The organism is Hydrogenophaga sp., from assembly GCF_025699295.1.
In the GTDB taxonomy this organism is placed as follows: domain Bacteria; phylum Pseudomonadota; class Gammaproteobacteria; order Burkholderiales; family Burkholderiaceae_C; genus Hydrogenophaga.
Genome location: NZ_JAILWB010000019.1, coordinates 1 through 21,024 on the forward strand (window position 1 = coordinate 1; position 21,024 = coordinate 21,024).

General features: G+C 66.8%; 27 protein-coding genes and 1 riboswitch. Of the genes, 23 read left to right on the plus strand and 4 right to left on the minus strand.

Going from position 1 to position 21,024, the window contains the following annotated elements; genetic code table 11:
• The 19 genes from ubiB to K5880_RS18540 form a co-directional block, all read left to right on the plus strand.
• Positions 1 to 1,470 (plus strand): ubiquinone biosynthesis regulatory protein kinase UbiB (gene ubiB / locus K5880_RS18450; RefSeq protein ID WP_297655741.1); only part of this gene is annotated, 1,470 nt, incomplete at its 5' end.
• A 129-nt stretch (positions 1,471 to 1,599) separates the two neighbouring features.
• Positions 1,600 to 1,938, plus strand: a complete 339-nt coding sequence (locus K5880_RS18455; protein ID WP_297655743.1) for an FmdB family zinc ribbon protein — start codon at positions 1,600 to 1,602, stop codon at positions 1,936 to 1,938.
• A gap of 10 nt (positions 1,939 to 1,948) precedes the next feature.
• Entirely contained in the window at positions 1,949 to 2,626 is a 678-nt protein-coding gene (locus K5880_RS18460; RefSeq protein WP_297655745.1) for a DUF502 domain-containing protein, read from the plus strand.
• A gap of 47 nt (positions 2,627 to 2,673) precedes the next feature.
• Entirely contained in the window at positions 2,674 to 4,476 is a 1,803-nt protein-coding gene (gene aspS, locus K5880_RS18465) for an aspartate--tRNA ligase (RefSeq protein ID WP_297655747.1), read from the plus strand.
• Between the two features lie 136 nt (positions 4,477 to 4,612).
• Complete coding sequence (locus tag K5880_RS18470) at positions 4,613 to 4,933, plus strand: YqjD family protein (protein WP_297655749.1); 321 nt, start codon at positions 4,613 to 4,615, stop codon at positions 4,931 to 4,933.
• A gap of 16 nt (positions 4,934 to 4,949) precedes the next feature.
• Positions 4,950 to 5,336 carry a phage holin family protein gene (locus K5880_RS18475; protein WP_297655751.1) on the plus strand — a complete coding sequence of 129 codons (387 nt, stop codon included), beginning with the start codon at positions 4,950 to 4,952 and terminating at the stop codon, positions 5,334 to 5,336.
• Complete coding sequence (locus tag K5880_RS18480; RefSeq protein ID WP_297655753.1) at positions 5,333 to 5,638, plus strand: YqjK family protein; 306 nt, start codon at positions 5,333 to 5,335, stop codon at positions 5,636 to 5,638. The genes K5880_RS18475 and K5880_RS18480 overlap by 4 nt, the downstream gene beginning before the upstream one ends.
• Positions 5,639 to 5,651: 13 nt before the next feature.
• Entirely contained in the window at positions 5,652 to 6,104 is a 453-nt protein-coding gene (nudB, locus tag K5880_RS18485; RefSeq protein WP_297655756.1) for a dihydroneopterin triphosphate diphosphatase, read from the plus strand.
• Between the two features lie 43 nt (positions 6,105 to 6,147).
• The gene (locus K5880_RS18490; RefSeq protein WP_297655758.1) at positions 6,148 to 6,876 is read left to right on the plus strand and encodes an endonuclease/exonuclease/phosphatase family protein; all 729 of its coding nucleotides are present in this window, start codon (positions 6,148 to 6,150) and stop codon (positions 6,874 to 6,876) included.
• Positions 6,876 to 8,165 (plus strand): cardiolipin synthase ClsB, encoded by a 1,290-nt coding sequence (gene clsB / locus K5880_RS18495; RefSeq protein ID WP_297655760.1) that lies wholly within the window; start codon positions 6,876 to 6,878, stop codon positions 8,163 to 8,165. The genes K5880_RS18490 and clsB overlap by 1 nt, the downstream gene beginning before the upstream one ends.
• A gap of 106 nt (positions 8,166 to 8,271) precedes the next feature.
• Positions 8,272 to 8,982, plus strand: a complete 711-nt coding sequence (gene folE / locus K5880_RS18500) for a GTP cyclohydrolase I (protein WP_297655981.1) — start codon at positions 8,272 to 8,274, stop codon at positions 8,980 to 8,982.
• Between the two features lie 8 nt (positions 8,983 to 8,990).
• The gene (locus K5880_RS18505) at positions 8,991 to 9,416 is read left to right on the plus strand and encodes a BLUF domain-containing protein (protein ID WP_297655762.1); all 426 of its coding nucleotides are present in this window, start codon (positions 8,991 to 8,993) and stop codon (positions 9,414 to 9,416) included.
• 70 nt (positions 9,417 to 9,486) lie between these two features.
• Complete coding sequence (locus K5880_RS18510) at positions 9,487 to 10,368, plus strand: DMT family transporter (RefSeq protein WP_297655764.1); 882 nt, start codon at positions 9,487 to 9,489, stop codon at positions 10,366 to 10,368.
• Between the two features lie 7 nt (positions 10,369 to 10,375).
• Positions 10,376 to 11,221, plus strand: a complete 846-nt coding sequence (locus K5880_RS18515; RefSeq protein ID WP_297655767.1) for a DUF429 domain-containing protein — start codon at positions 10,376 to 10,378, stop codon at positions 11,219 to 11,221.
• Positions 11,222 to 11,299: 78 nt separating this feature from the next.
• Positions 11,300 to 11,469, plus strand: a riboswitch (FMN riboswitch).
• Positions 11,470 to 11,558: 89 nt separating this feature from the next.
• Positions 11,559 to 12,056, plus strand: a complete 498-nt coding sequence (locus K5880_RS18520; protein WP_297655771.1) for a 6,7-dimethyl-8-ribityllumazine synthase — start codon at positions 11,559 to 11,561, stop codon at positions 12,054 to 12,056.
• Between the two features lie 67 nt (positions 12,057 to 12,123).
• A complete protein-coding gene (locus tag K5880_RS18525; protein ID WP_297655774.1) occupies positions 12,124 to 12,972 on the plus strand; it encodes an AraC family transcriptional regulator in 849 nt (282 codons plus the stop codon).
• 77 nt (positions 12,973 to 13,049) lie between these two features.
• Positions 13,050 to 13,508 (plus strand): VOC family protein, encoded by a 459-nt coding sequence (locus K5880_RS18530; protein WP_297655778.1) that lies wholly within the window; start codon positions 13,050 to 13,052, stop codon positions 13,506 to 13,508.
• Positions 13,509 to 13,657: 149 nt separating this feature from the next.
• Entirely contained in the window at positions 13,658 to 13,879 is a 222-nt protein-coding gene (locus tag K5880_RS18535; protein WP_297655781.1) for a hypothetical protein, read from the plus strand.
• A 38-nt stretch (positions 13,880 to 13,917) separates the two neighbouring features.
• The gene (locus K5880_RS18540; RefSeq protein WP_297655783.1) at positions 13,918 to 14,409 is read left to right on the plus strand and encodes a thermonuclease family protein; all 492 of its coding nucleotides are present in this window, start codon (positions 13,918 to 13,920) and stop codon (positions 14,407 to 14,409) included.
• An 11-nt stretch (positions 14,410 to 14,420) separates the two neighbouring features.
• On the opposite strand, the gene moeB is transcribed toward K5880_RS18540, so the two are convergent.
• The 3 genes from moeB to gpmA form a co-directional block, all read right to left on the minus strand.
• Entirely contained in the window at positions 14,421 to 15,173 is a 753-nt protein-coding gene (gene moeB / locus K5880_RS18545) for a molybdopterin-synthase adenylyltransferase MoeB (RefSeq protein WP_297655786.1), read from the minus strand.
• A 43-nt stretch (positions 15,174 to 15,216) separates the two neighbouring features.
• Positions 15,217 to 16,698, minus strand: coding sequence for a S41 family peptidase (locus K5880_RS18550; protein ID WP_297655984.1), 1,482 nt, complete (start codon positions 16,696 to 16,698; stop codon positions 15,217 to 15,219).
• A 149-nt stretch (positions 16,699 to 16,847) separates the two neighbouring features.
• Positions 16,848 to 17,591, minus strand: coding sequence for a 2,3-diphosphoglycerate-dependent phosphoglycerate mutase (gene gpmA / locus K5880_RS18555; RefSeq protein ID WP_297655789.1), 744 nt, complete (start codon positions 17,589 to 17,591; stop codon positions 16,848 to 16,850).
• 136 nt (positions 17,592 to 17,727) lie between these two features.
• On the opposite strand from gpmA, the gene K5880_RS18560 reads away from it, so the two are divergent.
• From K5880_RS18560 to K5880_RS18575, 4 genes are all read left to right on the plus strand, one after another.
• Positions 17,728 to 18,138 (plus strand): rhodanese-like domain-containing protein, encoded by a 411-nt coding sequence (locus tag K5880_RS18560; protein ID WP_297655792.1) that lies wholly within the window; start codon positions 17,728 to 17,730, stop codon positions 18,136 to 18,138.
• 40 nt (positions 18,139 to 18,178) lie between these two features.
• Complete coding sequence (gene grxC, locus K5880_RS18565; RefSeq protein WP_297655795.1) at positions 18,179 to 18,436, plus strand: glutaredoxin 3; 258 nt, start codon at positions 18,179 to 18,181, stop codon at positions 18,434 to 18,436.
• A 113-nt stretch (positions 18,437 to 18,549) separates the two neighbouring features.
• Positions 18,550 to 19,008: a protein-export chaperone SecB gene (secB, locus tag K5880_RS18570; protein ID WP_297655798.1), complete on the plus strand. Its 459-nt coding sequence runs from the start codon at positions 18,550 to 18,552 to the stop codon at positions 19,006 to 19,008.
• 27 nt (positions 19,009 to 19,035) lie between these two features.
• Positions 19,036 to 20,058: an NAD(P)H-dependent glycerol-3-phosphate dehydrogenase gene (locus K5880_RS18575; protein ID WP_297655801.1), complete on the plus strand. Its 1,023-nt coding sequence runs from the start codon at positions 19,036 to 19,038 to the stop codon at positions 20,056 to 20,058.
• 12 nt (positions 20,059 to 20,070) lie between these two features.
• Here the strand turns inward: K5880_RS18575 and panC are convergent, their stop codons facing one another.
• Positions 20,071 to 20,937, minus strand: coding sequence for a pantoate--beta-alanine ligase (gene panC, locus K5880_RS18580; protein ID WP_297655804.1), 867 nt, complete (start codon positions 20,935 to 20,937; stop codon positions 20,071 to 20,073).
• Between the last annotated feature and the right edge of the window lie 87 nt (positions 20,938 to 21,024).

A 21,024-nucleotide genomic window follows, 5' to 3' on the forward strand; every position in this document is an offset into this window, starting at 1 on the left:
CGCCTGCTCACGCGCATCGTCTCGATCGGGCGCAGGCTCGACGCGCCGCGCGGCGCGCGCCTGCGCGAGGCGCTCGAGCGCCTCGGACCGATCTTCGTGAAGTTCGGCCAGGTGCTCTCCACCCGGCGCGACCTGCTGCCGCCCGACATCGCCGACGAGCTCGCCCACCTGCAGGACCGCGTGCCCCCATTCCCCAGCGAGGTGGCGGTGGCCAGCATCGAACGCGCGTTCGGCAAACCGCTGTCCGAGGTGTTCACGCATTTCGAACAGGTGCCTGTGGCCAGCGCGTCCATTGCCCAGGTGCACTTCGCCACCCTGCGCGACGGCCGGCACGGCGGGCGCGAGGTGGCGGTGAAGGTGCTGCGGCCCCACATGCTGTCGGCGATCGAGAAGGACCTCAGCCTGATGCGCATGATGGCGGGCTGGGTGGACCGCCTGTCGGCCGACGGCAAGCGCCTCAAGCCACGCGAAGTGGTCGCTGAGTTCGACAAGTACCTGCACGATGAGCTCGACCTGCTGCGCGAGGCCGCGAACGCTGCCCAGCTGAGGCGCAACATGCAGGGGCTGGATCTGGTGCTGATCCCCGAGATGCTCTGGGACTACTGCCACACCGATGTGATGGTGATGGAGCGCATGCACGGTATCCCCATCAACAAGGTCGACGAGTTGCGCGACCTGGGCGTGGACATCCCCAGACTGGCGCGCGATGGCGTCACGATCTTTTTCACCCAGGTGTTCCGCGACGGCTTCTTCCACGCCGACATGCACCCGGGCAACATCCAGGTGAGCACCGCGCCGGCCACCTTCGGGCGCTACATCTCGCTCGATTTCGGCATCGTGGGCACGCTCACCGAATTCGACAAGGAATACCTGGCGCAGAACTTCACCGCCTTCTTCCGGCGCGACTACAAGCGCGTGGCAGAGCTGCACATCGAGTCCGGCTGGGTGCCGGCGAAGACGCGCGTGGACGAACTCGAGTCGGCCATCCGCGCGGTGTGCGAGCCCTACTTCGACCGGCCGCTGAAGGAGATCTCGCTCGGCATGGTGCTCATGCGCTTGTTCCAGACCTCGCGCCGCTTCCATGTGGAGATCCAGCCGCAACTGGTGCTGCTGCAGAAAACCCTGCTCAACATCGAGGGGCTGGGGCGGCAGCTCGATCCGGAGCTCGATCTCTGGAGCACCGCCAAGCCGTTCCTGGAGAAGTGGATGGTCGAGCAGGTGGGGCCGCAGAAGCTGCTGCAGCAGCTCAAGGAAGAGGCGCCGCAATACGCCAAGCTGCTGCCCGCGCTGCCCCGTCTGCTGCACGACTATCTGCAGCGCAAGCCGCACGAACTGCGGCACGAACTCGACGCCCTGCTGGCCGAGCAGCGTCGCACCAACCGCCTGCTGCAGGGCATCATCTACGGCGGGCTTGGCTTTCTGCTGGGGCTGATCGCGATGCAGGTGCTGCTGCGCATTCGCCTCTGGTAGATCGGAGCCCCGCGGGACACCCCTCAATTTATAATGACGGGTTTTGTTCCGCGCCTTGAGTGGGAGCACCCGGCGCGCGCCGGTGTCCGATTGCCCAAGGCAGCTTTGCCCTTCTTTCAGGTTCATGCCATGCCCATCTATGCCTACAAGTGCGAGTCCTGCGGCCATGCCAGGGACGTCCTGCAGAAAATGTCGGACGACCCACTCAGCGTGTGTCCGGCCTGCGGGCAACCCAGCTTCCGCAAGCAGCTGACGGCCGCTGGCTTCCAGCTCAAGGGCTCGGGCTGGTACGTGACTGACTTTCGCGAAGGCAGCAAGCCCGCGCCCGCCGCACCCACTGTCGGCGCCGATACGGCCCCCGGGGCCGCGGCCACGCCCGCCCCCGACAGTGCGCCAGCGCCAGCCGCCCCGGCCGCAGCAGCACCTGCCGTATCCGCGCCTGCCAGTCCCCCGACCGCGTCCACCTGAGCCGTCGTCAATGCCTTCCCTGCGCAAATGGCTGTTCTCGGGCCTGCTGGTCCTGGTGCCCCTGATCATCACCCTGTGGGTGCTGGAATGGGTCGTCAGCACGCTCGACCAGACACTGCACATCCTGCCGGTGAGCTGGCAGCCAGACCAGATCTTCGGGGTGCACATTCCCGGCCTGGGCGTGGTGTTCGCGCTGGTGGTGGTGCTCTCGATCGGTGCGCTGGCGTCCAACATCATCGGCAACCGGCTGGTGAACTGGTGGCATGCGCTGTTGCACCGCATCCCGGTCGTGCGCTCCATCTATTCGGGCGTCAAGCAGGTCTCCGACACACTTTTTTCCGAAAAGGGCAATGCGTTTCGTCAGGCCTTGCTGGTCGAATGGCCGCACGATGGCATGTGGACCATCGCCTTCCTGACCGGATCGCCCGCCGGTGACGTGCTGAAACACTTGCGTGGAATGCCCGGTGCGGGGGAGCACGACGAGTTTCTGAGCGTGTACGTGCCGACCACGCCCAACCCCACCGGCGGCTACTTCGTGATGCTGCGCAAGAGTGCGTGCATCGAGCTCCAGATGAGCGTGGACGAAGCGCTCACCCACATCGTCTCCATGGGGGTGATCGTGCCGGGTGGCCCGCGCAATCCCCAGTTCCGGGCCGTGACCTCTCCCGTCACCCCGCCCGCATCCTGATGTTTCCCGCGGGCCCGCCCCGCGCACCTGTTGAAAGAAGAGTCGAAATGGCGATGCGTTCCCACTATTGCGGTCTGGTGACCGAGGCCCAGCTGGGCCAAACCGTGCAGCTCTGTGGCTGGGTCAACCGGCGGCGCGACCACGGCGGCGTGATCTTCATCGATCTGCGCGACCGCGAAGGCTACGTGCAGGTGGTCTGCGACCCCGACCGCGCCGAGATGTTCAAGACCGCCGAGGACGTGCGCAACGAGTTCTGCGTGCAGGTCACAGGGCTGGTGCGCGCGCGCCCTGCCGGCACCACCAACGACAAGCTCAAGAGCGGCCAGATCGAGGTGTTGTGCCATGAACTCAAGGTGCTCAACCCCTCCGTCACCCCGCCGTTCCAGCTCGATGACGAAAACCTGTCGGAGACGACGCGCCTCACCCACCGCGTGCTTGATCTGCGCCGCCCCTACATGCAGAACAATCTGATGCTGCGCTACCGCGTGGCCATGGAGGTGCGCAAGTTCCTCGACGCCAACGGTTTCATCGACATCGAGACGCCGATGCTCACCAAGAGCACGCCCGAGGGAGCGCGCGACTACCTTGTGCCCAGCCGCGTGCACGATGGCCACTTCTTCGCCTTGCCGCAGTCGCCCCAGCTGTTCAAGCAGTTGCTGATGGTCGCCGGCTTCGACCGCTACTACCAGATCACCAAGTGCTTCCGCGACGAGGACCTGCGCGCCGACCGCCAACCCGAGTTCACGCAGATCGATATCGAAACCTCGTTCCTGACCGAGGAGGACATCCGCGACATGTTCCAGGGCATGATCAAGACGGTGTTCCAGAACACGCTCGGGGTGGATCTGGGCGAGTTCCCGGTGATGGCCTACAGCGAAGCGATGCGGCGCTTTGGCTCCGACAAGCCTGATCTGCGCGTCATGCTCGAGTTCACCGAACTCACCGACGTCATGGCCGACGTGGATTTCAAGGTGTTCAGCGCACCGGCCCAGATGGCCAACGGCCGCGTGGTGGCCCTGTGTGTGCGTGGTGGCAGTGACATGAGCCGCAGCGAGATCGACGCCTACACCGAGTTCGTGAAGATCTACGGCGCCAAGGGCCTGGCCTGGATCAAGGTCAATGACGCGACCCAGGGCCGTGACGGCCTGCAGAGCCCGATCGTGAAGAACCTGCACGACAAGGCCGTGGCCGAGATCCTCGCGCGCACCGGCGCTCAAAGCGGCGACATCATCTTCTTCGGCGCCGACAAGGCCAAGGTCGTCAACGACGCCATCGGCGCGCTGCGCCTGAAGATCGGCCACAGCGAACTGGGGAAGAAGAATGGCCTGTTCGAGGACCGCTGGGCGCCGATGTGGGTGGTGGACTTCCCCATGTTCGAGCACGACGAGGAAGCCGACCGCTGGACGGCGGTGCATCACCCTTTCACCGCGCCCAAGGATGGCCACGAGGACTGGATGGTCAGCGCGCCCGAGAAGTGCATTGCCAAGGGCTACGACATGGTGCTCAACGGCTGGGAAATCGGCGGCGGTTCGGTGCGTATCCACACCGCGGCCGTGCAGCAGAAGGTGTTCGATGCGCTCAAGATCACTCCCGAGGAGGCGCAGCTCAAGTTCGGTTTCCTGCTTGATGCGCTGCAATACGGCGCGCCGCCGCACGGTGGTCTGGCTTTTGGCCTGGACCGTATCGTGACGCTCATGACCGGCGCCGAGTCGATCCGCGACGTGATCGCCTTCCCCAAGACCCAACGCGCGCAGTGCCTGCTGACGCAGGCTCCCAGCCCGGTGGATGAGAAGCAGCTGCGTGAGCTGCACATCCGTCTGCGCAATGTGGATCTGGCCAAAACGGCCTGACTGCGGCCATCGCCTCCGAAAGGGCGCCTGTTGGCGCCCTTTTGTCTTTTATCGCAGCGTTTTCTTCGGTTATCTGCTGGCAATTTTCGGCAATTGGCTGACCTTGTTACCATGGACCTTTAAAAGGAGTCCATTCATGCCCAAAACCAGCCAAGACACTCTCGCCGGCAAGGAGAAGCTCATTGCCGACCTCCAGCGCGTGATCGCCGACGCCGAGGAACTGATGCAGGCCACCGCCCACCAGACCGAAGGCAAGGTGGTGGAGTTGCGCGAACGCATCAACGACAACCTGCGCCAGGCCCGCCACAAGCTGGCGGACGCGGAGGACGCCATCAAGGAAAAGACACGGGAAATGGCGCGTGCCACCGACGATTACGTGCACGAGCACCCCTGGCCGTCCATCGGTGCGGCCGCAGGCGTGGGCCTGGTCATCGGCCTGCTGATCGGCCGCCGCTGAGCTCCGGGCGCCATCCATGGCTTCGCCGCAGCGCCTGACGTCTTCCGTGAAGGGCCTGGCAGCCACCGTGCTGGAGCTGGTGCAGCTGCGCATCGAGCTGTTCAGCATCGAAGCCCAGGAGGAAGTGCTGCGTGTCGGCGCCCTGCTGGTCTATGGCGCGGTGGCCGTGGCCTTTCTCAGCCTGGGCGTGGTGCTGCTGGCGCTGCTGATCACGGTGGCGCTGTGGGACAGCCACCGCCTGCTTGCGCTGGGCATTTTCACGGGGCTGTTCCTGCTGACGGGCGCTGTCGCCGCCTGGTTGGCGCGCGAGCGCGTGCGCTCCGGCACGCAACTGTTTTCGGCCAGCGTGGACGAGCTGCGGCAGGACCGAGAGGGTCTGCGCTCCACCAAGGACGCGGCGTGAGCCCACGCGGAGCCGGGTTGGCCAGCCGGCGCGAGCGCCTGGTGCGCCGCTCGGGTCAGTTGCGCCGGCAGATGGTCAACGAGTTGCAGGACTTGCAGCCGGCACTGTTGTGGGCGGACCGCTTGTACGACGTCTGGCGCTGGCTGCGCGCCCACCCCCTGGTGGCCGTTGCAGGGGGCGTGGGGCTGGCTGCCTCGCGTCCGCGGCGCTGGCTCGGCCTGGGCCTGCGTGCCTGGTCGATGTGGCAACTCGTGCAGCGGCTGCGTGCCGCGGGCTCGACGGTGTCCCGCCAGTCCCGCTGAAGACGGTACGTCCGTGAAGATTCCGCAGTCGGTGCTGGTGGTGATCCACACGCCGGCGCTGCAGGTGCTGCTGATCGAGCGCGCTGACGCCCCCGGTTTCTGGCAGTCCGTCACCGGATCCAGGGACAGCGTGGACGAGACCTTCGAGGCCACGGCGGCGCGCGAGGTCTGGGAAGAGACCGGACTCGATGCACATGCGCCTGGCCATGCGCTGACCGACTGGGGCCTGGAGAACGTGTACGAGATCTACCCCCAGTGGCTGCACCGCTATGCGCCGGGCGTCACGCACAACACCGAGCACCTGTTCGGCCTGTGCATCCCGCGTGCGGTGCAGGTCGCGCTGAGCCCGCGAGAGCACCGCGATCAGATCTGGCTGCCCTGGGCCGAGGCTGCGGAGCGCTGCTTTTCGCCATCGAACGCCGAGGCCATTTCCTGGCTGCCCCGGTTCGCGCTCAGCGGGCACTGAGAGGGGGCCTCGCCGTCTGCGGTGTTGGTGGCATCATTTGCGCATGGCCACTCTGCGCGTAGCGACTTACAACATCCACAAGGGGGTACAGGGCCTGGGTCCCGGGCGCCGGCTGGAGATTCACAACCTCGCGCACGCGGTGGAGCAGTTCGATGCCGACATCGTCTGTCTGCAGGAGGTGCGCCGCCACCACCGCAAGCTCGAGAGGCAGTTCACCCGCTGGCCTGACCTGGACCAGGCGGGCTACCTCTCGCCCGAGGGCTACGAATCGGTCTACCGCACGAACGCCACCACGCGCCATGGCGAGCACGGCAACGCGCTGCTCTCGCGCTGGCCAGTGATCGACGTGCAGCACTCCGACGTGTCGGACCACCGTTTCGAGCAGCGCGGCCTGCTGCATGTGAACCTGCTGGTGGACGGCATCGAGATGCATGCGATCGTGGTGCATTTCGGTCTCATCCATGCCAGCCGCGAGCGCCAGGTGCAACGCCTGGGCGCCTACATCCAGAGCACGGTGCCCGCGGGTGCGCCCCTGATTGTGGCTGGCGATTTCAATGACTGGGGCGCACAGCTCCTGCGCCCCATGTCGGCCATGGATCTGCACACCTTCGAAGGCATCCGACTGGCCACCTATCCGTCGCGCCTGCCCCTGCTGCACCTGGACCGGGTGTTCGTGCGCGGCCTGCGGCTGGTGTCGGCCAAGGTGCCGCATGGCCGGGTGTGGTCGCGCATGTCGGATCACCTGCCCCTGATCGCCGAGCTGGAGCTGTGATGGCCGCGCGCCACAGCCTTGTCAGTGGACGCGCCGCGCCGGGAAGTATGCGAGCTGGCCACCAGCTCCTGCTGCTGCAGGGAGGCGCGGAATTCTTTCCCGCGCTGGTCGAGGCGATGGACGCCGCGCGCATGGTGGTGCACCTGGAAACCTACATCTTCGAGTTCGCGGGATCGGCCCTGAGCGTGGCAGAGGCCCTGGAGCGCGCTGGGCGGCGTGGTGTGGTGGTGCGCCTGCTGGTCGATGGCGTGGGAACGCCGCATGTGCCCGAGGAATGGCAACAGCGCTTCGCCGACGCGGGCGTGACCCTGCGCATCTACGCCCCGCTGGGACGCCTGGGGCTGCTGTTGCCCAGCCGCTGGCGTCGGCTGCACCGCAAGCTCTGCGTGGTCGACGGGCTGGTGGGTTTTTGCGGCGGCATCAACATCATCGATGACCAGGACGATGTGGCGCTGGGTCGCCTGAGCGCCCCCCGGCTCGACTTCTCCCTGCGCGTGGTCGGACCGTTGGTGGAGGACATGGTCGAAACCATGGAGCAGCTCTGGTGGCGCATGCTGGCCGCGCAGCGCGCGCGACAGCGCGAGTTCAAGGCCGCATGGGACGCCTTGCGCGCGTCCAGGCCGGTCGGGGATTTCTCGCGCCTGCTGAATGCATTCGATGCCCCGGCTGCCCCGGCCGACGGGGAGACTTCGCCAGTGCCATTGGGCGTGGATGGCGCACGCGCCACCTTGCTGCTGCGCGACAACGTGAGTCACCGGCACGACATCGAACGTGCCTACCTCAAGGCGCTGGGCGAGGCGCGCCAGGACGTCGTGATCGCCAACGCGTACTTCATTCCCGGACGCAAGCTGCGCCGCGCCCTCATCATGGCCGCATCGCGCGGCGTGCGCGTGCGGCTGCTGTTGCAGGGCAAGTACGAGCACTTCCTGCAGTCGCGCTCGGCACGCCCGGTGTACCAGCATCTGGTGGACGCCGGCATCGAGATCCATGAGTACGCGCCCAGCGCGCTGCACGCCAAGGTGGCGGTGGTGGACCAACGCTGGTCCACCGTGGGGTCAACCAACCTGGATCCGCTGTCGATGCTGCTGGCGCGCGAGGCCAACGTGATGACCACGGACCGGCGTTTCTCCAGCCGGCTGCACAGCTACCTGAACGATCTCGTGCTGCACGCCAGCCAGGTGCTGGACGCGCAGGCGCTGGGCCGCCGGCCCTGGGGTCAGCGCCTGCTGGATCGTGTCGCGTTCGGTGTCATGCGCACCATGCTGTTCCTCACCGGGCACCGCTACTGAGCGCTGACCAGGATGCCCCCCGCCGCGGCAGGGCAAGGGCAGCCTGCTCACCGCCCCGCAAACGCCGGTGTTAGCATGCCCCATGCTGACGAAAACCGCATCCGACATGACATCCGAAGCCCCCCCTGATGCCGACATTGGCGTGCCCGTTTCCGTCAAGATCCGGGAGCGCGTGAAGGCCGCGCGCCAGCGCTTCCACTCCAACGACAACATCGCCGAATTCATTCAGCCCGGTGAGCTGGAGAAACTGCTCGACGAAGTGGCGGAGAAGATGCAGGGGGTGCTCGACGCCATGGTCATCGATACCGAGAACGACCACAACACCGGTGACACGGCGCGCCGCGTGGCCAAGATGTACATCAAGGAAGTGTTCAACGGCCGCTACGTCAAGGGGCCGAGCATCACCGAGTTCCCGAACGCCGAGCACCTCAACGAACTGATGATTGTCGGCCCGATCACCGTGCGCAGCGCCTGCAGCCACCATTTCTGCCCGGTCATCGGCAAGATATGGATTGGCGTCATGCCCAACGAGCACACGAACGTGATCGGCCTTTCCAAGTACGCGCGCCTGGCCGAATGGATCATGGGCCGCCCGCAGATCCAGGAAGAGGCGGTGGTGCAGCTGGCCGACCTGATCCAGGAGAAGACCCAGCCCGACGGCCTGGCACTCGTGATGGAGGCCAGCCACTACTGCATGGCATGGCGCGGCGTGAAGGACATGAACAGCAAGATGATCAACTCGGTCATGCGCGGCGTGTTCCTCAAGGACCCCAACCTGCGGCGCGAATTCCTCTCGCTCATTCCCCGTCAATCCTGAGGGCCATCATGCTGGTACGCCTGCTCTACGTCAGCCACGCAGTCGACAAGGACTGCTCCAAAGCGATCGACTCCATCCTGGAGGCCTCGCGCGCGCACAACATGGGCAACGGCATCACCGGCGTGCTCTGTTACGGCGGTGGGGTGTTCCTGCAGGCCATCGAAGGTGGCCGCAACGCGGTCAACGCGCTGTACAACCACATCGTGTCCGACCCGCGCCACACCGACGTGGTCCTGCTGCACTACGAGGAAATCACCGAACGCCGCTTCGGCGGCTGGACCATGGGCCAGGTCAATCTGTCCAAGCTCAACACCTCGATCGTGCTGAAGTACTCCGAACGTCCGGAGTTCGACCCTTATGCCGTCTCCGGCAAGGTGTCGCTGGCTCTGCTCGAGGAACTGATGGCCACCGCCAGCATCATCGGCCGCGCTTGATCCTCCTCCTGGGCCCGCAAGCCGCAGCCAGCCCGTCGGGCGCTGCGGCTTTCGCCATTTCGATGCCATCATGTCGTTGACAGCGTTCTGTCTCATCGTGCTGGCCGGGCTCATCCACGCCTGCTGGAACATCGCGGCCAAGAAGGCGGCGGGGGACGCGCGTTTCGCATTTTTCAGCGCATTTCTCATGATGCTGTTCTGGGCGCCACTGGGCTGGTGGCTCGGGCGCGATGAGGTGCCACGCTGGGGCACGACCGAATGGGCTTTTGTCGTCGCCAGCGGCGTGCTGCACGTCTTCTACTACGTCATCCTGTTACGCGGCTACCGCAAGTCCGATCTCACCGTGGTCTACCCGATGGCGCGCGGCTCGGGGCCGCTCCTCTCGTCGCTGGTGGCCATCGTGCTGCTGGGTGAACGAATATCGGCGCTGGGGGCCCTGGGGATCGCCGGCGTGGTGGGCGGTGTGTTCCTGATCGCCGGTGGCCCGGGCCTGCTGCGCGCCGCGCACGACCCGGCGGCACGCCGGCGCGTGCACAAGGGCATGGTGTATGGCCTGCTCACGGGCGTCTTCATCGCCTCTTACACGGTGGTCGATGGCTATGCCGTCAAGGTGCTGCTGATGTCGCCCATCCTGGTCGACTACATGGGCAACTTCGTGCGCGTGGCCTTGCTCGCGCCCAGCGTCCTGCGGGACCTGCCAACGGCCACGCAGCACTGGCGCCTGCAATGGCGCTTTGCCCTGCTGGTGGCGGTCGTGAGCCCGGTGGCCTACGTGCTGGTGCTCTACGCCATGCGCGAAGCGCCGATCTCGCACGTGGCACCCGCGCGCGAAGTGTCCATGTTGTTCGCCGCACTGATTGGTGGCCACCTGCTCGGTGAAGGCGACCGCGTCGCGCGCGTCTTCGGTGCCCTGTGCATCGCGGCCGGTGTGACCGCGCTGGCCCTGGGATGAAGCCCGGATGAGCGACGCCGCCACGCTTCAACTGCTGGGTTGCGACTTCACCAGCGCACCGGGCCGGCGAAAACCCATCACGCTGGCCGTGGGCCGCACCGATCGCGGGCGTGTGCTGCTCGACGGCGTCGAACGCATCGAGACACTCGATGCCTGGAGCCTGCGTATTTCCGCGCCGGGCCGCTGGGTGGGTGGCTTCGACCTGCCGTTCGGTCTGCCGCGCGAGCTGGTCACCACCCTGGACTGGCCAACGGACTGGGCGGCCTGCATGGCGCACTACGGCGGCATGTCGCGCGAGGCCATTCGCGAGACGTTCGCGGCGTTCTGCGACGCGCGGCCGGTGGGCTCGAAATTCGCGCATCGCGCCACCGACCGGCCTGCCGGTTCCAGTCCGAGCATGAAGTGGGTCAACCCACCGGTGGCCTTCATGCTCCTCGCCGGCGTGCCCCGGTTGATCGCTGCCGGCGTTACCCTGCCCGGCCTGCTGGCGGGTGACGGTGAGCGCGTGGGCCTGGAGGCCTATCCCGGCCTGCTCGCGCGCAGCGTGCTGGGCACCGTGCCCTACAAGAGTGACGAGAAGGCAAAGCAGACGCCGCAGCGCCTGATCGCGCGCAAGACCCTGATCAACGCGCTGGAGAACGGCCAGGCGCCGCTGCTGCAGGCCGACGGCCTGCGCCTCAAGCTCACGCACGCGCAGCGCGACGCACTCGCGGACGACGCCCGTGGTGACAGCCTGGACGCTGTGCTGTGCCTGCTCCAGGCGGCCTGGGCCGAACAGCGCCACCGCGCTGGCGACTCGCGCTGGGGCCTGCCCGATTTCGACCCGCTCGAAGGCTGGATCGTCAGCGCCTGACGGGGGTATCCGCACAGGTGACAGTGCCGGTGCGCCGCCTTGCCTACAATTCCGAAGGTCTGGCCTCGTGCCGGACACAAGCGTTCTCAGGGCGGGGTGCAACTCCCCACCGGCGGTGATGGCGGCGTGACATGACGACCGCACGAGTGCCGCGAGCGCCCGCGAGCCGGCTCAACCGGCATGCGGGGTCAGCAGACCCGGTGAGACCCCGGGACCGACGGTCACAGTCCGGATGAAAGAGAGCGCGAGCCATGCACCTGCGCGCGCCTTCGGCGTGGCGGCGGTGCATGCGCTTGTGCGCCCTGATTTGTTGGCCCCTCTTTCGTTCGAGGACACCATGAATCAGACCGAGCCTTCCCGACACCTTCACCTGCCCGCCGACCTGCGCTTCGCGTTCGTCGAGGCCGCCTGGCACGCCGACATCGTGCACCAGGCGCGCGATGCGTTCTTTGCCGAAATGGCGCTCGGCGGCTTCGGCGCCGGCGCCATCGACGTGTTCGACGTGCCAGGTGCGTTCGAGATCCCGCTGCATGCGCAGCGACTGGCCCGTTCGGGCCGCTATGCCGCCGTCGTGGGCAGCGCGCTGGTGGTTGACGGCGGCATCTACCGCCACGATTTCGTCTCGCAGACGGTGGTGCAGGCGCTCATGGACGTGCAGCTCGATACGGGCGTGCCCATGATCTCTGCCGTACTCACACCACACCACTTCCACGAGCATGCAGAGCATCGCAAGTACTTTCTGCGCCATTTCGCGGTGAAAGGCACCGAAGCCGCGCAGGCCTGCCTGCAGACCGTGGCCGGCCTGCGCCGGCTCGACGCGCTGTTGCCGGCCTGATACCCTGCGCACCGGGTCATGTGACCCGAAACCCCCTGGATCGCCCAGCCATGACCCGGCATGCGCCATGACCCTCCAACGATTGCCAACCCCCGCGTTGCGGCCGTTCGTGGCGCGGCTCTGGGCAAGCGACGACCCTGAGACCGCAGATCGTGCGGCGCCGGTGCGCGAGCACTTGCTGCCTACCGGCGCGATGCACGTGGTGTTACGGCTGACCGACAGCCCGTTGTACATCGTGGACCCGTTGTGCGGGCCGGATGCACTGGCGCTGGACCATGCCCTGGTGGGCGGTGCCCGCTCACGGTTCTATGTGCGCGAACTGAGCACGCCCGCCTGTTCGGTGGGCGCTGTGCTGCATCCTGGCGTGGCGGGCTGTCTGTTCGGTGTGGCGGCCGACGGTCTGGCCGGGCGTCACACGCCGCTGGAAGCGCTCTGGGGGGCATCGGCGCAGCAGTTGCGCGAGCGCCTGCGCGACACGGCGGGCGCCGAGGCCCGCCTGGGCGTTCTCGAGGCTGCGTTGCTGGCGCGACTGCCGCGTGTGCGAGGCCTGCACCCCGCCATTGCCGCTGCCCTTGCGCAGCTCTCGTGCGGGCGCACGGTGGCCGCGGCCGTGCAGGACAGCGGTTACAGCCACCGCCGTTTCGTCGCGCTGTTTCGCCAGGACGTGGGGCTCGGGCCGAAAAGCTGGCAACGTGTGCAGCGTTTCCAGCGCGCGCTGCCTGTACTGGCCGCGCCCGGCGACGAGGCTCCTTCACTGGCTGCGCTTGCCGCGGACGCGGGCTACAGCGACCAGTCGCACTTCAACCGCGATTTCCTGGCGTTTGCGGGTGTTACGCCCCTGGCCTATCGCGCGCGTGCGGGCATGGACGTCAATCACCTGCGCATCGGAGGCGATGCCACAGCCCGGCATGGTTGAGGTCAGATTTGTTCTATACCCATGCGCATGGCCCGAGGAAGATGCGGTCTCCGTTCACCATCCATCCGGGGAAGACCATGAAGATCGAAGAAGTGTTCGCTTATCTGTGCGTATCCGATACCGCAGCCGCCATCGATTTCTACCAGCGCGCCTTCGGCGTGAGCGAGAAGTTCCGTCTCACGGAACCTGGCGGGCGCATCGGGCATGCGGAACTCGCGTTCGGCCCCATGACGGTGATGCTGTGCGACGAGTTTCCTGAATTCGGCATCCGCTCGGCCACCACCATCGGTGCGACGCCGGTGTCCATCCACCTGCACGTGGACAACGCGGATCACATGATCGAACAGGCGGTGCGCGCCGGCGCCACGCTCGAACGCGAGGCGCAGGACGCGTTCCATGGCGAGCGCTCGGGTGTCGTGCGCGACCCCTTCGGGCACCGCTGGCTCATTGGCCACCACATCGAGGACGTGAGCACGGACGAGATGCAGCGGCGCTACACCGGGATGCCCGGTGGCGGCGAAACCCGCCCGGGTTGAACGGCGCGCAGCTTGCGGGCGCGCGACCCGTTGCCGGCGAAGACATCAAGTACATGGGTGCGCGCGCGCTTGGTGCATCATGGGCGCCAGCGCGGCGCCGCCGACAGTCCGGTCGAACGGTGCAAGCGCCATCACAGGAGCGAATCATCATGAACGCAGCCAAGCTGGTCGGCATTGTCCTCATCGTCGCGGGGGTGCTCGGCCTGGTGTACGGCAGTTTCAGCTACACCAAGGACACGGAAGCCGTGAAGCTGGGACCGCTGGAGCTGTCGGTGAAGCAGAAGGAAACCGTCAATGTGCCGGTTTGGGCGGGCGTGGGCGCCATCGTGATCGGCGCGGCCCTGCTGGTGCTGGGCGGCAGGAAGGGTTGACGGCGTTGCGGGTGACCCCGCCCGCGCACCAATGCCGTGTGCCAGTGCTGTGGTGGCTGGGCGCCTGCCTGGCTTGGCCCGTGTTCGCGGTGGATGAGGCCACGGCCTATGCCGCCCGGGTCACGCGCGTCTTCGATGGCGACACGGTGTGGGTCAAGCCCTTGCAGGGCGGTCGCTACCGCAAACTGCGGATCGATGGCATCGATGCCCCCGAGATCTGCCAGAGCGGAGGGGTCGCATCGCGCGAGGCACTGGCTCGGCGGGTGTTGAACCAGGTGGTGGAGGTGAGTGTGCACCGGCACGACGACTACGGTCGCGGGCTCGCCCGGCTCGCGCACCAGGGCGATGACATCGCAGCCTGGATGGTGACGCAGGGGCAGGCGTGGTCGTACCGCTGGCGGCGCAGCCTCGGCCCCTTCGCCGACCAGGAAGCGGCCGCACGTGCCCGGCGCCAGGGCTTGTTCGGGGAAGCGTCGCCGGAGCTGCCGCGCGATTTCCGCCGCCGCCATGGACCGTGTCAGCTGCCCTGAGTCGGCGGCGCTCAGTGCGCCTGACCGCACACGGCGCAATGCGGGTTCCGGGGGAGCCTGATCGAACTGAAGGCGAGGTCCTGCCCGTCCAGCATGAGCAACTGGCCGGTCATGCGTGAGCCCAGGCCGGTGAGCAGCTTGAGCGCCTCGGCCGCCTGCATGGTGCCAACGATGCCCACCAGCGGCGCGAACACGCCCATGGTGGCGCACAGCGCTTCCTCGACGCCGGAGTCCTCGGGGAACACGCAGGCATAGCAGGGACTGTCGGTGCTTCGGGCATCGAAAACGCTGAGCTGTCCGTCCATGCGGATCGCCGCGCCCGAGACCAGCGGCTTGTGGTGCTTCACGCAGGCGCGGTTGATGGCGTGGCGGGTGGTGAAGTTGTCGGTGCAGTCGAGCACCACGTCCGCCTGAGCCACCAGCGTGTCAAGCAGGGCGTCGTCCGCGCGCAGCAGCACGGGGGTGACCACCACGTCGGGGTTGACCGCAGCGATCGCCTCGCGCACCGATTCCGCCTTGGGCCGGCCCACGCGCGCCAGGTTGTGGGCAATCTGCCGCTGCAGGTTGGTTTCATCCACCATGTCGTGGTCGACCACCGTGATGTGGCCCACGCCCGCGCTGCCCAGGTACAGCGCGACCGGCGAACCCAGGCCGCCAGCGCCGATCACGAGCGCGTGCGACGCCAGCAAGGCCTCCTGGCCTTCGACCCCCACTTCATCGAGCAGGATGTGGCGCGAGTAGCGCAGGAGCTGTGTGTCGTCCAAGGGGTCTCAGCGCGGGCAGCCGGTGGCCTGCCCGTGTGGTCCGTCAGTTTTCTTTTTTCTCTTCCGTGCGAAGAGCCAGGGTCTTGCTGACCACGACCGGGCGGCCCTTGAGCTGGTTGATCGCCTGCTGGAGCTGGAAGTCCTTGTCGGTGCCGAATTCGGGCACCAGGCGCTGGTTCGGGTTCTTCTTCGCTTCTTCTTCCAGGCGCTGGCGCGCTGCTTCGCGTGCTTCGTCGCGCTGCTGCGCTGCGGCGCGCTCGGCATCGGTCATGCCCGGGCCACCTCGGGCGGCTTCCGGACCATTCTCCAGGTGTTTTTGCAGGTCGGCCTCGCGCGTGCGAAGGGCAGCGAACACGTTGCCTTCCAGGGTTTCGTCCACCAGCACGTCGGGCACGATGCCCTTGGCCTGGATGGAATTGCCCGAGGGCGTGTAGTAGCGTGCCGTTGTGAGCTTGAGGCCCGTGTCGGGACCCAGCGGGCGCACGGTCTGCACCGAACCCTTGCCGAAGGTCTGGCTGCCCAGGATGGTGGCGCGCTTGTGGTCCTGCAGCGCGCCGGCCACGATCTCGCTGGCCGAAGCGGAACCTTCGTTGACCAGCACCACCAGCGGCACGCGCTTGAGCGCGCCTCTGGTGTTCTCCGTCAGGCGTTTGATCGGGTCGGAGCCGCCGCGGCGCAGGTAATGCTGCGGGATGGCCTTGTAGGTGAACTTGCTGTCTTCCAGCTGCCCGTTGGTGGACACCACGGTGACGTTCTCGGGCAGGAAGGCCGCCGAGAGTGCCACGGCTGCGTCGAGCAGGCCACCGGGGTCGTTGCGCAGGTCGAGCACCAGGCCCTTGAGGTTGGGCTCGGCCTTGTAGATGTCTTCCACCTTGCGCGCGAAGTCCTCGATGGTGCGTTCCTGGAACTGGGACACGCGCACCCACGCATAACCCGGTTCCACCACCCGCGACTTGACGCTCTGTGTCTTGATTTCCTCGCGGGTGATCGTCACCGGGAAGGTGCGGTTCTCGTCCTTGCGGAAGATGCTGAGCAGCACCTTGGTGCGCGGCTCGCCGCGCATGAGCTTGACGGCCTCGTTGATGTTCAGACCCTTGACCATGGTGTCGTCGATCTTGGTGATCAGGTCACCGGTCTTGAGGCCGGCGCGGAAGGCGGGCGAGTCCTCGATCGGCGAGACGACCTTGACCAGGCCATCTTCCATGGTGATCTCGATACCCACGCCGACGAAACGGCCGCTGGTGCCTTCGCGGAATTCCTTGAACGACTTCTTGTCGAAATACTGGGAATGTGGGTCGAGGCTGGCCACCATGCCCGAGATTGCCTCAGAAATGAGTTTTTTCTCGTCCACGGGCTCCACATAGTCGCTCTTGACCATGCCGAAGACCGCCGCGAGCTGCTGCAGTTCCTCGAGCGGCAGCGGGGCCAGTGAGCCCCGCGCGACCGCCTGCAACTGCACCGTGGTCAATGCCCCGGCGATCGCACCAATGGCCACCCAGCCAGCGATCTTGAGCTTGTGACGCACCTGTTTAGCCATCGAAACACCCCAGTAAAAAAGCCCGTGCAGGGCCTGCGCGACCCTGTCGGGTCAATATACACCTTGGAGCATCCGGTGATGCTTCGGTTCCCCACACCCGGAACCGGTATTCCCACCGGGCGTGACGAAGGCCCGCGTCAGGCCTTGCCCTGGGCCGCCACGGCGGCCGCGGCCTGCGCGATGGCAGCGGCGTCGCCGAGGTAATAGTGCTTCAGCGGCCTGAGGTCCGCGTCGAGCTCATAGACCAGCGGAATGCCGTTGGGGATGTTGAGACCGACGATGTCCTGATCGGAAACGCCGTCGAGGTACTTCACCAGTGCGCGGATGCTGTTGCCGTGCGCGGCCACCACCACCCGCTTGCCAGCTTTGATGGCGGGTGCCATGGCCTCGTTCCAGAACGGCAGCACGCGCGCCACGGTGTCCTTGAGGCACTCGGTCAGCGGAATCTCTTCGGGCTTGAGGCGGTCGTAGCGGCGGTCACCACGCTCGCTGCGCGGGTCGCCCGGCTCCAGCGCAGGCGGCGGCGTGTCGTAGCTGCGGCGCCAGATCAGCACTTGCTCGTCCCCGTACTGCTTGGCCATGTCCGCCTTGTTCAGCCCTTGCAGCGCACCGTAGTGGCGTTCGTTGAGGCGCCAGCTGTGCACCACCGGCAGCCAGGTGCGGTCCATCTCGTCGAGCACGTGCCACAAGGTGCGGGTGGCGCGCTTGAGCACGCTGGTGTAGGCCAGGTCGAAGTCGTAGCCCTCTGCCTTGAGCAGGCGGCCGGCGTTCCTGGCCTGTTCCAGTCCGGTGGGCGTGAGGTCCACATCGGTCCAGCCGGTGAAGCGGTTTTCCAGGTTCCAGGTGGATTCGCCGTGGCGAATCAGGACGAGTTTGTACATGGGGGCGAGGGTCTCGAAGGGTGAAAACGGGCCGCGGGAGCAGGCGGGACGGCTTCCCGCCGCAGTGCCTGGCGGCACTTCCGGGATGGGCACAGCCATACATTCTAAAATCCCGGGCTTACTCGAAAGGTGCCCCGTGAGTTTCTTCCTCGAAAACTGGATTCTGATTGCCGTGGCTTTTTCCGCCGGTGCCATGCTGGTCTGGCCCGCCGTGTCGGCCGGCGCTCGCGCCGGCTCGCTCAACGCGGCGCAGGCGGTGCAGCTCATGAACCGCGAGAAGGCGGTGGTGGTGGACGTGCGCGACGCGGCCGACTTTGCCGCTGGGCACGTGATCGGCGCGCGCAACCTGCCGCTGGCCGAGCTGGAGGCCCGGTTGCCCGGCACTGTCAAGAACAAGGCCACGCCGGTGATTCTGGTGTGCGGCAATGGTGCCACGTCCAACAGGGGGGCGGCTATCGCGAAGAAGCTCGGCTACGAGAACGCCCATTCCCTGACCGGTGGCATGGGTGCCTGGCGCGCGGCCAACCTGCCGGTGGAAAAAGCCTGATCATCGGGGCTCTGTTCGTTCAGCCCACGCGGTTTTCCACATGGCAAGAGTCAAGATGTTCACCAGCGCCTATTGCCCTTATTGCAGCAGGGCCCGTGCCCTGCTGGACCGGCGTGGCGTGGCGGACGTGGAGGAGATCTTCGTGGACGGCAGACCCGAGTTGCGCGCCCACATGACCCAGCTGACCGGGCGCACCAGCGTGCCGCAGATCTTCATCGGCGACACCCACGTGGGCGGCTGCGACGATCTGCACGCGCTTGACGGCCGCGGTGGCCTGGAGCCCTTGCTGCAGGCCTGAATCACCGGGGTGACTTGCAGGGCTGACATAATCGGCCCAGTGCCCGCCGCAGGGACTTCGATCCCCGGCGGGTTTGTCTTTTTCCACTTCCCAGCATCCTTCGAGACAACACCATGGCAGAAAACCAGGACCCCGTCTTCCAGATCCAGCGCGTCTACCTCAAGGAAGCCTCGCTGGAGCAGCCCAATTCGCCAGCCATCCTGCTCGAGCAGGAGCAGCCCACAGTGGACATCCAGCTCGGCGTGGAAGCCAGCCCGGTGGCCGAGGGCGTGTTCGAGGTCTGCGTCACCGCCACGGTGACGACCAAGATCAAGGACAAGACCGTGTTCCTGGTCGAGGCCAAGCAGGCCGGCATCTTCGAGATCCGCCACCTGCCGGAAGACCAGATGGGCCCGATCATGGGCATCGCCTGCCCGCAGATCGTCTATCCCTACCTGCGCAGCAATGTGGCCGACATCGTTCAGCGCGGTGGTTTCCCGCCCGTGCACCTGGCCGAGATCAACTTCCAGGCCATGTACGAGCAGCAGCAGGCCCAGGCCGCCGCCGACGCGCCGCGCATCGTCACCCAGTAAGTCCGGCCGTCGGTTACCGGACACCCGATGAACATCGTCGTGCTCGGAGCGGGTGCCTGGGGCACCGCATTGGCCGTCAGCGCGGCTTCGCGAGATGGTGATTCCCGCCATGTGACGCTGTGGGCCCGCGACGTGCAGCAGGCGCAAGACATGCGTGCGCGGCGCGAGAACCGGCGCTACCTGCCTGATGCGGCGTTGCCGCCGTCAATGGTCATCGAATCCGGTCCGCTGGACCACTCCTCGGACTTCATGGCGCGGGCTGACCTGGTGGTCATCGGCACGCCCATGTCGGGTCTGCGCGGCATGCTGCAGGCGCTGGCCGGACACGCGGCACCCGTGGTCTGGCTCTGCAAGGGTTTCGAGGCACCGCGGGATGGCGATTCGCAGACCGGGTTGCTCGGCCATGAGGTGCGCGCGCAGGTAGCGCCAGATCTCAAGGCCGGTGTGCTCAGTGGTCCGAGCTTCGCGCAGGAGGTGGCGCGGGGGCAGCCCACGGCGCTGGTGGCGGCGAGCGAGCACGCCAGCGTGCGCGAGGCGCTGGTGTCGGCATTCCACAGCCCCAGCCTGCGCGTGTACGCCAACGACGACATCGTTGGCGTGGAAGTGGGCGGCGCGGTGAAGAACGTGCTGGCGATCGCCACGGGCTTGTGCGATGGCCTGGACTTGGGACTGAATGCGCGCGCGGCCCTGATCACCCGGGGCCTGGCGGAGATGACGCGCCTGGGCCTGGCACTGGGCGCGCGCGCCGAAACCTTCATGGGGCTCTCGGGTCTGGGTGATCTGGTGCTCACCGCCACGGGCGACCTCTCGCGCAACCGCAAGGTGGGCCAGTTGCTGGCTCAGGGGCTGAGTCTGCAACAGGCGGTGGATTCGCTCGGCCATGTGGCCGAGGGCGTGTACAGCGCACGCACCGTGGTGCAGCGTGCGCGCGGGCAGGGCGTGGACATGCCGATCAGCGAAGCCGTGGTGGCCCTGCTTGAAGGCCGCCTGCTGCCAGGGCAGGCCGTGGCAGCACTCATGGGACGCGACCCCAAGGAAGAGACGCGCTAGGGCGATCCCGTCCTAGACCTCGATGTTGTCGATCAGGCGCGTGCGGCCCAGGCGGGCCGCGCCCAGAACGACCAGCGACTGTGGCGTCTGCGCGTCGTCGGCGCGCGGCGGCTGCAGGTCGACGCGGCGGCGCACCGTGAGGTAGTCGGGCTGCCAGCCGCGCAGCGCCAGCGCGCGCATGGCCTGGGCTTCCAGTGCTTCACGTTTCTCGGGCAATGAGCCTGCGGCAGACAGCGCATCGCGCGCCAGCCCCCGCAGCGTCAGCGACAGCTGCACCGCCTCGGCGCGCTCGGCCTCGCTCAGGTAGCCGTTGCGCGAGCTCAACGCCAGGCCGTCGGCCGCACGCTGGGTTTCGCCCGCGACGATCTCGATCGGCATGCCGAACTGCCGCACCATGCGGCGGATCACCATCTGCTGCTGGTAGTCCTTCTTGCCGAACAGCGCGTAGCGCGGCCCCTTGGCCTCTGAGAAGACGCACTGGAAGAGCTTCATCACCACGGTGCAGACACCGATGAAGAAGCCGGGGCGGAAGTGGCCTTCGAGGATGTCCGCCAGATCGGCCGGTGGCTGGATCTTGTAGCCCTGGGGTTCGGGGTACAGCTCTTTCTCGGGTGGCGCGAACACCACGTCGCAGCCGGCCTGTTCCAGCCGGGCGCAGTCGGCCTGCAGCGTGCGCGGGTAGGTGTCGAAATCCTCGTGGGGCGCGAACTGCAGGCGGTTGACGAAGATGCTGGAGACGGTCACGTCGCCCAGCGGCTTGCCCGTGCGCACCAGGTCGAGGTGCCCGTCGTGCAGATTGCCCATCGTGGGCACGAAGGCCGGTGAGTTGTAAGGCCGCAGCGCGGCGCGCAGTTCGTCGATGGTGTGAACGAGCTTCATCAATGGCTCCGAAGGGGGCTTTAGGGGAACACCGCCGGGCTGGCTTTGCCGGACGGCTGGTGTTGCTCCTTTGAGGGAGGCGTCGAA